This is a genomic window from Streptomyces sp. NPDC029216 (genome assembly GCF_040648015.1).
Lineage (GTDB): Bacteria > Actinomycetota > Actinomycetes > Streptomycetales > Streptomycetaceae > Streptomyces.
The window spans coordinates 1-13,084 of sequence record NZ_JBEZWL010000190.1 but is presented as its reverse complement, the minus strand read 5'-3'; the positions used below and the strand labels follow the sequence as shown (position 1 = coordinate 13,084).

The window sequence follows — 13,084 nt, the reverse complement described above, 5'->3', positions numbered from 1 at the left end:
GGGGCTACGGGGCGCCGCCGCCGCCCTCGGCGTCGATGCCGTCGGCGCCGCCGATGGGCATGGCCGCCCCGCGGCCCGCGGCTCCGGCGATGGGGCTCGGGGTCGGCGGATCGATGCGCCAGGAGGTCTACCGCGACGACCGGAAGCTCTCGGCCTGGGCGGACACCCCGGCCGCGCGGATCTTCGTCCACCTGGTGACCCCGCCCGAGTGGCGCCGTATCACCGGGGAGGACGCCCCGCCCTCTCCCGTGGACCGGGCCGCCTACACCCGGGCCGGACTGCCCTGGTACGACTACTACGACGAAACCGGAACCGACCTGCCCGCCGCCGGCCCGCTGGCCGGGGTCAAGCCCGTGGGCGACTGGCTGGGCGAGGACCACACGCCGTGGGCACCGCCGGTCCCGGGCCAGGTCAAGCACCTCGGGAACGCGCCGCGCCCGGGCGACCCCGTCCAGGACGGCGACTGGTAGCCGCCCGGTCTATTCAAACTGGTGATCGATTTCCGGCCAGGGAGCCGCTATGATCACCGCAGCAAGGCCGTAGCGCAGAGGTCGTCGCGCCCAAGCATCGAGCTGGAGGACGTCGGTTCGAATCCGACCGGTCTTGCGTCTTCTTCCCGCCACGAGGGCGCGGCGGACCCCGCCGTGCCGTCATGGCGGGTGTACACGATGTGATCGGTCGCCGGGAGCCGGCGAAGGAACCGGTGGAGTGGTGATGACACGGCCGACGCCCGTACGGTGCCCCGCGATCGAGCACCCGGATCTGCCGCTCGCCGATCCGGCGGGCCTCGACCCGCTGCTCGACCGCCTCGCGCAGGACCGGCCCGTCGAGACCGACGAGACCTTCCCCCTCGGCACCCTGCGCGCCGACGGCCGCGTCGACCTGTGCAAGCAGGGCCTCGGCCCCGCCGGCGCCGCCCGCCTGCTGCCCGTCGCCACCGCCTCCCCGCACGCCGCGCACCTGCTCCTCGGCACCAACTCCATCGCCGACGAAGGCGCCCGCACCCTCGCCGCCGCCCTCACCGCGACCGGCCCGGAGCACGGCCTCCACACCCTCTACCTCGGCTGCAACCGCATCGGCCCCGACGGCGTGCTCGCCCTCGCCGGCGCCCTCGCCGAGGACACCGCCGTCCGCGCCCTCTGGCTCAAGCGGAACCCGGTCCGGGAGGACGGGGCCCGCACCCTCGCCGCGCTGCTGCGCCGCAACACCGCGCTGCGCACCCTCGACCTCGTCAACACCGGCATCGGCGCCGAGGGCGTACGCCTCCTCCTGGACGCCCTGCGCACCCGCGAGACCCCGCTGGAACGGATCTACCTCGGCGGCAACGGCCTCACCGCCGAAGCGGCCCCGCTGCTCGCCTCCCTCATCCGCGAGGCCAGCGTCCGCGAGCTGTACGTCCCCGCCAACCACCTCGGCGACGAGGGCGCCGCCGTCCTGGCGGCCGCCGCGGCCGAAGCCGGCCCCGACCGCCCGGTGCGCCTGGGCCTCGGCGGCAACGGCATCGGCGTGGCCGGAGCCCGCGCCCTGGCCGGAGCCCTCGGCGGGATCGAGTCCCTGGACCTCGGCCGGGTCATGTCCGAGCGCAGCCTCGGCTCCACCGGCAACGCCACCGGCGACGAGGGCGCGTACGCCCTGGCCGACGCCCTGCCCGGCAGCCCGCTGCGCCGCCTGGAGCTGCGGCACACCGGCATCACCGGCCGCGGCGCCAAGCGCCTGCTGGCCGCACTGCCCGAGGACTGCCCCCTGGAGCACGTCGGCCTCGGCCCCGGCACCCCCCGCCGCCTCAAGCGCTCCTTCGCCGAGCGGCTGCGCCCCGCCCCGGCCGGCCACCCGGACCTGCGGGCCATCGGCAGCGTGTACCGGTGAGCGCGCCCAGCGAGGAGCCCCTCGCCGACCTGCCGCCCGGCGCCCTGACGAACGAGGACGCCGCCAGCTGGCAGCGGATCCGCCGCTACGCCGTGCCCCGCTGGATGATCGAGCGGGCCACCGCGCACCGCCTGGCCGGGGACTGGCGCGCCGCCTGCGCGGCCGCCGGCGTCGAGGTCACCGTCGACCTGACCGCGCTCGCCCCGGCGTACGGGACCGCCGTCGCCGGCGCCGTGGAGGCCGACCTGCTGCACCTCGTCCCCGACCTGGTGCGCTGGCACCTGCCCCGGGTGCTGGGCGGCCGGACCGTCCTCGCCCCCAACCGGCGCGTGCTGCTGGCCCGTTACGGTGCGCAGGCCGACGCCCCCGTCCTGTACGTCACCACCCGCGCCATGGTGGACGGCCCCCAGCGGCTGCGGCTGCACTGCGGGCCGGTCGACCAGGCGAAGCGGCGCCATGCCTATGCGAGCTGGGTCACCGAGGACTGGACCGCCGCCCGCTGGTTGTGGGACTCCCGGCACACGGCGGAGCTGCGTTCCCGGGCCGGAGCATCGGACCGGCTCCCCTTCTTCCGACCCGACGGCACCCCGCTCCCGGACGGCGAGCTGCCCGACGCCGCCCCCGGAGCCGCGGACCCCGCCGCACGCGCGGAGTGGGCCGCCGTGCTGCACCGGCGCGGGGACGTCGTCGGGGCCTTCGCCGCAGCCGGGATCGAACTGGACCTCACGCCCCGCGAGAGCCGCCGGCGCTCGTACCGCAGGGACAACCCCGAGGCGGTCCTGAGGTCGGTCGCCCTGGACCTGACCGCTCTGGCGGCCGCGATCCGGAGCCTCGCCGGCGCGGTTGCGGACGCCCGCTTCATCCTCGCCCCGGACTGGCGCGGCAGCCTGCTCCTGGAGCCCGCCGCCCCCGGCACCGGCGACGCCCTGCGGGCGCGCCTCGCCGACGGCGACGACCTGCCGGGCACCATTCGGCTGCCCGACCACGCCTGGCAGCCGCTGCCCGACCCGTACCTCGTCCGCAGCGGCCGGACCGCCCCGCACGAGCTGCACCCGCTCGTCGCCGACGCCCTCTTCCCCGGCGCCGGCCCGGCGGCCGGGCCGCCCGGCCCCGCCGCGCCGCGGCCCGTACGGGTGCGCTGCGTCGGCGAGTGGCACGAGGTGCGCTCGCGCGGCGGCGAACTCGAACTCCCGCACACCGCCGAGGAGCAGCAGCGCGAGCGCGCCCTGCGCGCGTTCGGCGGCGCCATCTCGGGCTGCTTCGCCGTGCGCGAGGCCTGGACCACCGGCGAGGGCCGCCTCCCGCGCGCCCTGCGGGCCGAGCGGCGCGAGCTGCTCGAACGCGTCCGGCACGGCGACACCCCCGGCGTCCTCGCGCTGCTCGACGCGGGCCTCGACCCCCGCGTGCGCAACGGCCGCGGCCAGGGCCTGCTGCACCTGCTGTCCTTCGTACGCCACGAGGAACTGCTGCCCCGGCTCCTGGAGGCCGGACTCGACCTGGAACAGCAGGACGACAACCGCCGCACCCCCCTCCAGTGCGCCGTCCAGAACGGCGGCACCGCCTCCCTGGTCCGCGCCCTCCTCGCGGCCGGCGCCCGGATCGACGTCGTCGACGACCTGGAGCTGTCGCTGGACCAGGTCGTGCGCCGCTACAAGCGGACCGACCTGGCCTTCCTCAAGGAGCTGGTGGAGGAACGGCACCCCGTCCTCGGCTCCGGCGAGTACGAGGAGTTCATGGACGAGCGCGACGAATGGTCCGATGACGAGGACTTCGACGAAGACGGCTACGCGGCGGTCGGCGACCCCGCCGACGGCGGGACGGTGGTGACGGCGTGACCACCGCACCCATGCGGCCCGCGCCCGCGCTGGCCGCCGCCGACGCCCTCAACGCCCGGCTGGGCGCCACCCGCACCGAACCCGCAGCCAACCCCCAACTGGAGGCCCTGGCCCTGGCGGTGACGGCCAATCAGCCGGTCCTGCTATGGGGTGAGCCCGGCATCGGCAAGTCCGCCGGCATGGAACGGCTCGCGGCCGCCCTCGGGGTCCGGCTGGAGACCGTCATCGCCAGCGTCCACGAGCCCTCGGACTTCGCCGGACTGCCCATCGTCGGCGACGACCCCGCCACCACCGGCGTGCCGATGGCCCCGCCGGACTGGGCGGTGCGCCTGGCCCGCACCGGGCACGGACTGCTGTTCTTCGACGAGCTGTCCTCCGCCCCGCCCGCCGTACAGGCGGCCCTGCTGCGCGTGGTCCTCGAACGCCGCGTGGGAAGCCTCGAACTGCCCGCGTCCGTACGGATCGTCGCGGCGGCCAACCCGCCGTCCAGCGCGGCCGACGGCTGGCACCTCAGCCCGCCGCTCGCCAACCGCTTCGTCCACCTCGACTGGACCCACGACGCCCGTACGGTCGCCCGCGGCATGGCCGGGACCTGGCCCGAGACGGCCCTGCCCGCCGTCGACCCGGCCCGCGCCTCCGGGGCGGCCGCCCGCGCCCGCGGCGTGATCTCCGGCTTCCTCACGGCCCGCCCCGGCCTCGTCCACCACATGCCGAACGACGCCGAGTGCCGCGGCCGGGCCTGGCCCTCCCCGCGCACCTGGGAGATGGCCCTGCGCCTGCTGGCCACCGGCTACGCGGCCGGAGCGGGCCGCGAGGCGCTGTCCGCCGCGCTCACCGGGGCCGTCGGCGACGGCGCGGGCCTGGAGCTGCTGACCTACCTGGACAACCTCGACCTGCCCGACCCGGAGAAGGTGCTGGCCGACCCCGACGCCTTCGCCCTGCCCAAGCGCGGCGACCGTCAGCTGGCCTTCCTCATCGCGGTCGTGGCCGCCGTGCAGAGCGAACCCACCCGGCCCCGCTGGGAGGCCGGCTGGGCGGTGCTCGCCAAGGCCGTCGACGCGGGCGTGCCCGACGTGGCCGCGCGGGCCGCCGCCGACCTCGCCGCGATGCGCGAACCGTCCTGGCCCGTACCCGCCGGGATCGACGCCTTCGTGGAACTGCTCCAGCTGGCCGGGGCCCTCCCCGGCGCCGACTGACCGGGCGGGCCGCACCGGTGGACCGCCCCCTCGACCGGGCCAAGCTGCTCGCCGCCCGCTACTCGGCCGCGGAGGCCCGGCCCTACCTGGCCTCCGCCCTGTACGCGCTGACCGTCGTCCCGTCCCCGGGGCCGGGCGGCGTGCGCACGATGGGCGTCGACCGGCACTGGCGCTGCTACGTCTCGCCCGCCTTCGTCGAGGAGACCCCGGTCCCCGAGCTGGCCGGGGTGTGGATCCACGAGGTCGCCCACCTGCTGCGCGACCACCACGGCCGCGCCGACCGGCTCCCCGCCGCCGACCAGCGCGATCCGCTGCGGATCAACATCGCCCAGGACTGCGAGATCAACGACGACCTCCTCGCCGACGGGCTCCGGCTGCCCGAGGGCCGGATGGAACCGGGCCGTTTCGGCCTCCCCACGGGCGGGCTGTTCGAGGGCTACCTGCCCGCCATCCCGCACACGCCCCCGCACCACGCCGTGGACTGCGGCTCGGGGGCGCACGGAGTGCCCGGCTCCTGGGAGCTCGGCGACGACGGCACCACCGCCCGGATCGGCCCGGTGGAGGCGGAGGCCCTGCGCCGGACGACCGCCCAGGCCATGCGCGCCCACCGGCGCACCCGGGGCCGCGGCAGCCTGCCCGCCGGGTGGGAGCGCTGGGCGGAGCAGGTGCTGGAGCCCGTCGTGGACTGGCGGCGCGCCCTGACGGGGGCGGTGCGCGAGGCCGCGGCCTGGGCGGGCGGAGCGGTGGACTACACCTACCGCCGCCCCTCGCGCCGCACCCCCGCGCTGGGCGGCAAGGTGGTACTGCCGAGCCTGCGCCGGCCGCTGCCCCGGGTCGCGATCGTCGTCGACACCTCCGGCTCCATGGGCGACGAGGAACTCGCCGCCGCGCTCGGCGAGGTGACCGGAGTGCTGCGGGAGGTCGGCGTCGGCGGCAACCGGGTCGCCGTACTGGCCTGCGACGCCGACGTACAGGCCGTGAACCGGGTGACCAGCGCCCAGCAGGTGACCCTCGCCGGGGGCGGCGGCACCGACATGCGGGTGGGCATCGCCGCCGCGCTGGCCGTGCCGGACCGGCCGAACATCGTCGTGGTCCTCACCGACGGGTACACCCCGTGGCCCGAGGGCTCCCTGCCCTGCCGGGTCATCGCCGCGCTGATCGGCCCGGACGCGCCGCAGCCGCCGGCCTGGGTGGAGACCGTACGGGTGGCCCCGGCGCGCTGACCGGCGAACTGGCCGGTTCTGTACGGTGGTCCGGCCGGTGATCACGAACGCGTGGGAGCATGGCCGGGCAGCACGGGCCAGAGCGGCCGAGCGGAGGGGGAGTCCGGTGACCGGAGTACGCAAGAGCCTGGCCAAGGTGGAGATATCCCTGCGCTGGGACCCCAGCCCGGCCGGTACCGCCGCGCACGACCTGGACCTCGTCGCCGGTGTCTTCTCCGCCTCCGACCCGTACGGGCAGCCGGTGTACCTCGTGCACTTCGGCAGCCGCGCCCCCGACGGCACCATCACCCTCGACCGGGACAGCCGCAACGGTCAGGGCTTCGGCTGGGACGAGGTGATGATCCTCGAACTGGACCGGCTGGCGCCCGAGCTGGGCCGGGTGGTGGTCGGTGTGGTGATCCAGGACCCGGGTCCGGCGGGCACGCCCGGCCGTACCGACTTCGCCGCCGTCGCCGGCAAGGGGCTGCGGATCCGCGAGGGCTACACCGACCTCGCCGCCACCGACCTCGCGGAGCTCGCCGGGGCCACCGCGGCCACCGTCGCCGAGTTCGTCCGGGACGGCGCGGGCGGCTGGTCGCTGGACGCCCGGACCCGCGGCTTCGGCGCGGACCCGCAGGAGTACACCCGGGTCATGGGCGTCGCCCGGGGCTGAATCCCGCGCGCGGGGAAGTCCGTACCGGACGGGTCGGCGGTCCCCCTGTTCGGGAGGGCCGCCGACCCGTCCGGGTGGCGCGCTGCCGCCGTCCCCACGAGGCAGCGCGGGCGGGTCGCCGTCCGGTCATCGGGAACGGCGGCCCACCGGTTCAGGTGGCCGGATGGTCCGCCCGGCCGATGCCCAGAGCGGGCAGCAGGGCCGAGTCGACGAACCTGACCAGGTAGTCGGCGTCCGCGTACCGGCCCTCCAGCACCGGCCGGATCCGCATGACGCCCATCAGCTGCGCCGGCAGGAACTCCACGGCCGGGTGGTCCGGTGTGATCTCCCCGCGCGCCACGGCCCGCGCCACGATCGCGTCGAAGGCCGCCAGCTCGGGCTCGATCAGCGCCTCGCGCAGCGCGCGCTGCAGCTCCTCGTCGCTGAGCACCGCGTTCCCGAGGGCCTGGGTGAGCCGGGTGTCGCGTCCGGAGGTGCCGGCCGCGATCCGGGCGGCCTCGCGCAGGTCGCCCGCCAGGTTCCCGGTGTCCACGTCGGCCAGCGTCCGCTCGCCACGGCGGGCACGGCTCGCGCGCAGGGCGGCCGCGACCAGCTGGGGTTTGGTCTTCCACTGCCGGTAGAGCGTCGACTTGCCGCAGCAGGCCCGCGCGGCCACGCCCTCCATGGTGAGGGCCTCGTAGCCGTGCTCGCGCAGCTGGTCCAGGACGGCGTCGTAGAACTCCTGCTCGCGCTCCGGGGTGATCTTGGAGCGGCGCGCGGTGGCCTGCGGCGTGGACGTCATGGGGTGCGGCTCTCCTCGCGTGCTCCTGGGTGGCGGGTCCGTGCTCCGAGTGTACGGCCCCGGAGGCTTATCGCTACACCATCGTATCGATACGCGAATGTATCGATACACTGGCGTGTCGATCGGAAACGGTCCGACCGAAAGCCGCTCCACCCGAAAGTGAGACCGGGGGATGACCTCCCACACCACACCCACACGGCCAGGGCGCCGGCTCATACGCGAGCTCCTGCTCGTCGCGGGCCTGTTCGCCGTGTACAAGGCGGGCCGGATGCTCTCGACGGGCCGCACCGACGAGGCCTTCCGCAACGCCGGCCGGGTGTGGGACGCCGAGCGCGCCCTGCACCTGCCCGGCGAGGGGGCCGTACAGCGGCTGCTGCTCCATTCGGACGGCGTCGTCCACGCCGCGAACACCTACTACGCGGCCGTGCACTTCCCGGCGACCGTCCTGTTCCTCGTCTGGCTGTACCTGCGCCGCCCCAGCCACTACCTGTGGACCCGCCGGACGCTCGCGGTCCTGACCGGCGCCGCCCTCGCCCTCCACCTCGCCTTCCCCCTCGCGCCCCCGCGGATGCTCGACGCCGCCGGCCTGGTGGACACCGGGCAGGTCTACGGGCCCACCGTCTACCGGGCCGCCCCGGCCGCCGACACCATGGCCAACCAGTTCGCCGCGATGCCCTCGCTGCACTTCGGCTGGGCGCTGATGCTGGCCCTCGGGATGATCGCCGCGACCCGCTCGCGGGGGCGGGCCCTGTGGCTGCTGCACCCCCTCGCCACGCTGCTGGTGATCGTGGGCACCGCCAACCACTACTGGGCCGACGCGATCGTGGCGACCCTGCTGCTCGGCGCGGCCCTCCTGATGGTCCCGCGCCCCGCGGCCCGCACCGGTGCCCCGGCGGTAGGGAACCTCCCGCGCCCGCGCCGGACCGCGGAGCCCGTCGCGGCGGTGCCCCTGGCCGTCCCCGCCGGAGGTGAGCGGTGAACGCCACCCTGCTCGCCGTCGCGCTCTGCCTCGCCTCCGCCGTCACCTACGCGGCCGCCGCCGTCGCCCAGGAGCGGCTCGCCCGCCGGGCCGTCGCCCGCACCGCCCGCGACCTGCTCGGCAACGGCGCCTGGTGGTGGTCGGCCGGGCTGAACGCCGCCGCCGCGCTGCTGCACGCCGCCGCCCTGCGCTACGGCCCGCTCACCCTGGTCCAGCCCCTCGGCGCGCTCACCCTCGTGGCCGCCGTCCCGCTGGGCGCGCGCGGCGCCGGGCGGCGGGTCGCCGCCACCGAGTGGCGCGGCACCCTGGCCACCGTGACCGGGCTCGGCCTGCTGCTGCTCCCCGCCTCCGGCCCGGCCCCCGACGACACCCTCACCCTCGTTGAGGCCCTCGCCGTCTCCGGGGCCACCCTGGCCGTGATCGCCCTGCTCACCGCCCGCAAGGACCCCGGCCCGGGGCTGCGCCACGCCACCGCCTCCGGGCTGGCCTCGGCCGTCGCCTCCGCCTTGACCCAGACCGTCGCCGTGGCGGGAGGGCGCGGCGGCTCCCTGCTGAGCGTCCGGGTGGTCACCGTGGCCCTGCTCGTCGTGGTCTTCGCCGTCGGCGGGATGCTGCTCTCGCAGCGGGCCTACCGGGGCGGGCTCGGCGCCCCGCTCGCCGTGGTCAACCTGGCCAACCCGCTCGCGGCGGCCGTCATCGGCATGGTCCTGCTCGGCGAACGCCTCCAGGGCGGGGCCCTGGGGATCCTCCTCGCCGTGGCCGGGGCCCTCGCGGCCACCCGCGGGGTCCTGCTGCTGACCCGCACCACGCCGGGCGACCGGGCCGCCGAAAGCCGCACCGTACCGGCCGGCCATGTGACAGCATGATCGCCATGGCCGAGCGTTCGTACCTCTCCCTGTGGTCCCGCCACTCCGTGCTGTCCATCGGCTCGGTGGGCTCCGTGCTCTCCATCGGCTCGGCGGGCAGCGTGCTGTCCATCGGCTCCGTCGGGTCCGCCCTCTCGATCGGCTCGGCGGCCTCCTGGCTGAGCAGGGGCTCCGCCTTCTCAGCCTGCTCCACCCACTCCCTGTTCGCCTACCGCTCACGGGGCGGCCTCGCGACGGCCGGCGCCGGCACCCTGGCGGCCGCCGCCCTGGCCACCGCGCTGCTGCGCGCCCGCCGGCGCTGAGAACCGCCGGCACCCCGCCTGCGTCCTCCCACCCGTAGGACGCACACCAACGAGCGGAGTGAACGACCATGGGCATCATCGGCTGGATCGTCCTGGGCCTGCTGGCCGGAGGCATCGCCAAGATCCTGCTGCCCGGCCGGGACCCCGGCGGCCTCATCGGCACCACCCTCATCGGCGTCGCGGGCGCCTTCATCGGCGGCTGGCTCTCCGCCAAGTTCCTGGACCGCCCGATCCAGAACCACTTCTTCGACCTCGCCACCTGGGGCTCCGCCATCGCGGGCTCCCTCGTCCTGCTCATCGGCTACCGCATCCTGTTCGGCAACTCCCGCGACTAGGGCCTGTTGCGAAAGTGGGTCAGGGCTTGGGGCTTCCTTCGGGAAGTGCCCGATCCGACCAGCCCTGTGACAGCCCGAGGTGGCCTGACCGCAAGGCCTCGCGCTGGTTGGCCACCCAAAGCTCCACCTGATCGGTGGAGTCCGCGAGGGACCGGTCCGTGGTGTCGATCAGATGAGTGGACCATCGCCGGTCAGTAGCGGGCCAGTCGGTCCAGCGGTCCCAGACCATGTCGGACCAGCTGTCGTCGGTGATGACGTCGGGCCGGTACCGGGGGTCCTGGGCGTGCTTGCGATGCCAGTCGGCCCAGCCGAGAAAGGCTTCGACAGCCGGTGTGTCCCACCGGCCCGGATCGCGTTCCGTGAGTCTGCGGCGCCTGACCTGGTCGGACACGTCGACCAGACACACCGCGATTCCCTCCAGTAGCGGTGCCGAAGGAGCGGCCAGGACTTCACCGAGCGGGGATTGTCCGGTCAGGAGCAGGTCGAGTCCGCGCCGCTGGTACTCCAGCGCACGGCACGACCACATTTCGGTCGTGCGGTTCCGCCAGATCCGGTCCGCATCGTCCGGAACACCGAGTTCGTCGAAGTCGTGCACGACGATCCCGCCGAGCCGTTCGCCCACGGCAAGGGCGATGGTCGTCTTCCCCGAGCAGCTGGAGCCCGTCAGTTTGAGCAGCACCCGCCCCAGAGTGGCAGATCACCGCTGGACCGCGCGGTGTCGTTTCAGCCGGTTGATCCCGCACTCCACGGCGTGGCGCTCCTTGTAGTCCTCCTTGTCGAAGGCCGGCGGCCGACCGCCCCGGGATCCGAGCTTCTTGCGGTTGCGGACCTGGTCGGCCCGTGATCGTCCGGCTCTGTGTCGATCCCTCCGGGAGGCTCGGGCTGCAGACCTTTTTTACGCGCACCGGCGGCGTGCTGGTGCGCGCGGCAGACGATCGAGTCCGCGCTCACGTCCCAGGTGATCAGGCCCTTCGCGTCGGCCTGGACCTACAACTGCTCAAGGATGAGCTTCCAGGTGCCGTCGCGCTGCCACCTGCGGAGCAGATCGTAGATCCGGTCCCAGGGGCCGTACCGTTCAGGGACGTCCCGCCACGGCGCGCCTGCCCGGGTCCGCCACCGTATCCCGTCGATCAACTGCCGACGCGTCCACGTCCGCGGCCGCCCCTGCTTCTTCCCCGCAGGCAACAACGACTCCAGCCGAGCCCACTACCGGTCAGTCAGATCCCCTCGCGCCACACCATGATCATCGCAATCCAAGATCCACTTTCGCGACAGACCCCAGACGAGTCATTCCGAATGATCGTTAGTGGTCGTAGGCGATTAGGGATCGTGTGACGGGTTGGCCTGTCTTGTGGTTGTGCCAGATCGCCGCGGCCATCGCGAGTATGCGCTGAGCGACGCGGACGGCGACGCCCTCGAAGGTCCGGCCTCCGTGCCGTTCCAGGTCGAGCTGTCCTTTGAGCGGTCGTTGACCGACTCGATCAGCTGCCGCACTGTCTTGAGGAGGCTCTCGCCCTTGCGCTTGTTCTCGCGTTTGAACGTCGGTCGTAGCAACTCGGCGCCACGCAGGGCCAGGCCGGCCTCGAACTCATTTGAGGCGAAGCCCTTGTCTGAGATGACCAGGAGCCCCGGCCGCTCCGTGACCGTCTCCGGTTCGCGGCCCAGCATCGCGGTCAGCACCTCGCGTTCGTCGATCTTCGGGTTCGCCAGGGCCCACAGGATCGGCATGCCGGCCGGGGTGCAGACCAGGAACAGGCGGAGGCCCCAGAAGAACCGGCTGTGGCTGGCGCAGTACCCGTATCCGGCCCAGCCGGCCAGGTCCGACCGCTTCACTGTTGGACGCGAGCGGCCGCATTCCACCGGAGTGGAGTCGACAATCCAGTGGTTGTCGAACCAGAAGTCCGTGTCCGTCGCCAGCAGCCGTATCGCCTTCTTGACCAGCGGCAATGCGGCCCTCAGTCGCTTGTTCCAGCCCGGCTGCCTGGGCACGTACGGGAACATCGCACCCAGCCGTGATTCCACGAACCGCAGCCACCGAGACTCCGAGGTGAAGCCCAGCAGTGCCTGCGCGACGGCGAGGGTAACCAGCTCGGAGTCCGTCAGCCGCGGTGGCCGCCCCAGCCATCGGAGGCTTCCGATCTCGTCGTCGATCTTCACGTAGAGTGCGGTCAGCAGGGCGTCCAGGTTGTTCGTCACACAACGATCTTGGACGCCCTGCCCGCGTTCCCGGACACACCGTCACTATTCTGATCACTTCAACGAGAGCGACGTCCCCGGTCAAGCCGACTGCGTCAAACCGCCCGTGACAGAGTGGAAAAATGACCACGGACCGCAAGCAGTCAGCCGATCTCCGCCCGGAACCGTGGCTGGGCACCGCCCCGGCCCACGGAGATCTCATCGCGGCGAAGGCGCTCGTCTACGACCGCTGCGGATTTGCCTGCTCGCAGCCAGTCCCCGAAGCCGAGAGTGCCGAGTATGCCGCCTACCAGTTCACCCTCGACGGTCTCGCCGTCCGGTTTCGCGCCGCCAAGACGACCCCCACCAAGGCCGGTCAGTTCGTCACTGTCTGGAAGAGGTCCCCGGCCGGGCCCATCCAGCCCTTCGATGCCACGGACCCCGTCGACCTCTTTGTCATCAGCACCCGCGACGATCACAACTTCGGCCAGTTCGTCTTTCCCATGGACGCGCTCCGCCAGTACGGCGTTGTATCAGCAAACGGTTCAGGTGGGAAACGAGCCTTTCGCATCTACCCGCCCTGGGTGACCCCTGCCAACCGCCAGGCCAGCAGTACGCAAGCGTGGCAGCTGGACTTTTTCCTGCACCTGCACCAGGACGGGCCCATCAACCTGGCCCGCGCCCAAGAGCTCTACCACCCGCAGGACAGTGCTGGCATCGGCCAGCCGTCACACCACCACTGATCGCCTACGACCACTGATCATTCGGAATGACTCGTCTAGGGGTTGTCGTCAAAGTGTCAGGCCCACATCAGGATCGATGCGAGGGTGATGGCTGCCTTGTAGGACTGGGCGGTCTTGTCGTAGCGGGTGGC

General features: G+C 73.8%; 13 protein-coding genes, 1 tRNA gene and 2 pseudogenes. 12 read left to right on the top strand and 4 right to left on the bottom strand.

Annotated features, from left to right (window positions below):
* The 7 genes and pseudogenes from AB0F18_RS35870 to AB0F18_RS35840 form a co-directional block, all read left to right on the top strand.
* A pseudogene (locus tag AB0F18_RS35870) lies at positions 1-470 on the top strand (hypothetical protein); the annotation flags it as partial.
* Positions 471-533: 63 nt separating this feature from the next.
* Positions 534-606, top strand: a tRNA-Arg gene (locus AB0F18_RS35865).
* A 108-nt stretch (positions 607-714) separates the two neighbouring features.
* Positions 715-1,866 carry a gala protein gene (locus tag AB0F18_RS35860; RefSeq protein WP_362068620.1) on the top strand — a complete coding sequence of 384 codons (1,152 nt, stop codon included), beginning with the start codon at positions 715-717 and terminating at the stop codon, positions 1,864-1,866.
* Positions 1,863-3,701, top strand: coding sequence for an ankyrin repeat domain-containing protein (locus AB0F18_RS35855; protein WP_362068617.1), 1,839 nt, complete (start codon positions 1,863-1,865; stop codon positions 3,699-3,701). Before AB0F18_RS35860 ends, AB0F18_RS35855 begins: the two co-directional genes overlap by 4 nt.
* A gap of 11 nt (positions 3,702-3,712) precedes the next feature.
* Positions 3,713-4,897, top strand: a complete 1,185-nt coding sequence (locus tag AB0F18_RS35850) for an AAA family ATPase (protein ID WP_362068623.1) — start codon at positions 3,713-3,715, stop codon at positions 4,895-4,897.
* A gap of 17 nt (positions 4,898-4,914) precedes the next feature.
* Positions 4,915-6,120 (top strand): VWA-like domain-containing protein, encoded by a 1,206-nt coding sequence (locus AB0F18_RS35845; RefSeq protein ID WP_362068614.1) that lies wholly within the window; start codon positions 4,915-4,917, stop codon positions 6,118-6,120.
* 106 nt (positions 6,121-6,226) lie between these two features.
* Entirely contained in the window at positions 6,227-6,772 is a 546-nt protein-coding gene (locus AB0F18_RS35840; protein WP_362068611.1) for a TerD family protein, read from the top strand.
* Between the two features lie 151 nt (positions 6,773-6,923).
* On the opposite strand, the gene AB0F18_RS35835 is transcribed toward AB0F18_RS35840, so the two are convergent.
* Positions 6,924-7,553 (bottom strand): TetR/AcrR family transcriptional regulator, encoded by a 630-nt coding sequence (locus tag AB0F18_RS35835; RefSeq protein ID WP_362068608.1) that lies wholly within the window; start codon positions 7,551-7,553, stop codon positions 6,924-6,926.
* Between the two features lie 172 nt (positions 7,554-7,725).
* On the opposite strand from AB0F18_RS35835, the gene AB0F18_RS35830 reads away from it, so the two are divergent.
* From AB0F18_RS35830 to AB0F18_RS35815, 4 genes are all read left to right on the top strand, one after another.
* Positions 7,726-8,532: a phosphatase PAP2 family protein gene (locus AB0F18_RS35830; RefSeq protein WP_362068605.1), complete on the top strand. Its 807-nt coding sequence runs from the start codon at positions 7,726-7,728 to the stop codon at positions 8,530-8,532.
* Positions 8,529-9,398 carry a DMT family transporter gene (locus tag AB0F18_RS35825; RefSeq protein WP_362068602.1) on the top strand — a complete coding sequence of 290 codons (870 nt, stop codon included), beginning with the start codon at positions 8,529-8,531 and terminating at the stop codon, positions 9,396-9,398. The genes AB0F18_RS35830 and AB0F18_RS35825 overlap by 4 nt, the downstream gene beginning before the upstream one ends.
* Before the next feature lie 5 nt (positions 9,399-9,403).
* A complete protein-coding gene (locus AB0F18_RS35820; protein WP_362068599.1) occupies positions 9,404-9,700 on the top strand; it encodes a hypothetical protein in 297 nt (98 codons plus the stop codon).
* A gap of 68 nt (positions 9,701-9,768) precedes the next feature.
* A complete protein-coding gene (locus AB0F18_RS35815; protein WP_358893215.1) occupies positions 9,769-10,035 on the top strand; it encodes a GlsB/YeaQ/YmgE family stress response membrane protein in 267 nt (88 codons plus the stop codon).
* A 19-nt stretch (positions 10,036-10,054) separates the two neighbouring features.
* Here the strand turns inward: AB0F18_RS35815 and AB0F18_RS35810 are convergent, their stop codons facing one another.
* From AB0F18_RS35810 to AB0F18_RS35800, 3 genes and pseudogenes are all read right to left on the bottom strand, one after another.
* Positions 10,055-10,714: a hypothetical protein gene (locus tag AB0F18_RS35810; RefSeq protein WP_362068596.1), complete on the bottom strand. Its 660-nt coding sequence runs from the start codon at positions 10,712-10,714 to the stop codon at positions 10,055-10,057.
* A 308-nt stretch (positions 10,715-11,022) separates the two neighbouring features.
* Positions 11,023-11,220, bottom strand: coding sequence for a transposase (locus AB0F18_RS35805; RefSeq protein WP_362068594.1), 198 nt, complete (start codon positions 11,218-11,220; stop codon positions 11,023-11,025).
* 118 nt (positions 11,221-11,338) lie between these two features.
* A pseudogene (locus AB0F18_RS35800) lies at positions 11,339-12,231 on the bottom strand (IS982 family transposase).
* A 122-nt stretch (positions 12,232-12,353) separates the two neighbouring features.
* On the opposite strand from AB0F18_RS35800, the gene AB0F18_RS35795 reads away from it, so the two are divergent.
* A complete protein-coding gene (locus tag AB0F18_RS35795; RefSeq protein ID WP_362068591.1) occupies positions 12,354-12,953 on the top strand; it encodes a MepB family protein in 600 nt (199 codons plus the stop codon).
* The last annotated feature ends 131 nt before the right edge of the window (positions 12,954-13,084 follow it).

Coding starts and splice junctions, on each gene's coding strand:
- AB0F18_RS35860 (WP_362068620.1), top strand. CDS start 715: ATGACACGGCCGACGCCCGTACGGTGCCCCGCGATCGAGCACCCGGAT.
- AB0F18_RS35850 (WP_362068623.1), top strand. CDS start 3,713: ATGCGGCCCGCGCCCGCGCTGGCCGCCGCCGACGCCCTCAACGCCCGG.
- AB0F18_RS35835 (WP_362068608.1), bottom strand. CDS start 7,553: ATGACGTCCACGCCGCAGGCCACCGCGCGCCGCTCCAAGATCACCCCG.
- AB0F18_RS35830 (WP_362068605.1), top strand. CDS start 7,726: ATGACCTCCCACACCACACCCACACGGCCAGGGCGCCGGCTCATACGC.
- AB0F18_RS35820 (WP_362068599.1), top strand. CDS start 9,404: ATGGCCGAGCGTTCGTACCTCTCCCTGTGGTCCCGCCACTCCGTGCTG.
- AB0F18_RS35815 (WP_358893215.1), top strand. CDS start 9,769: ATGGGCATCATCGGCTGGATCGTCCTGGGCCTGCTGGCCGGAGGCATC.
- AB0F18_RS35795 (WP_362068591.1), top strand. CDS start 12,354: ATGACCACGGACCGCAAGCAGTCAGCCGATCTCCGCCCGGAACCGTGG.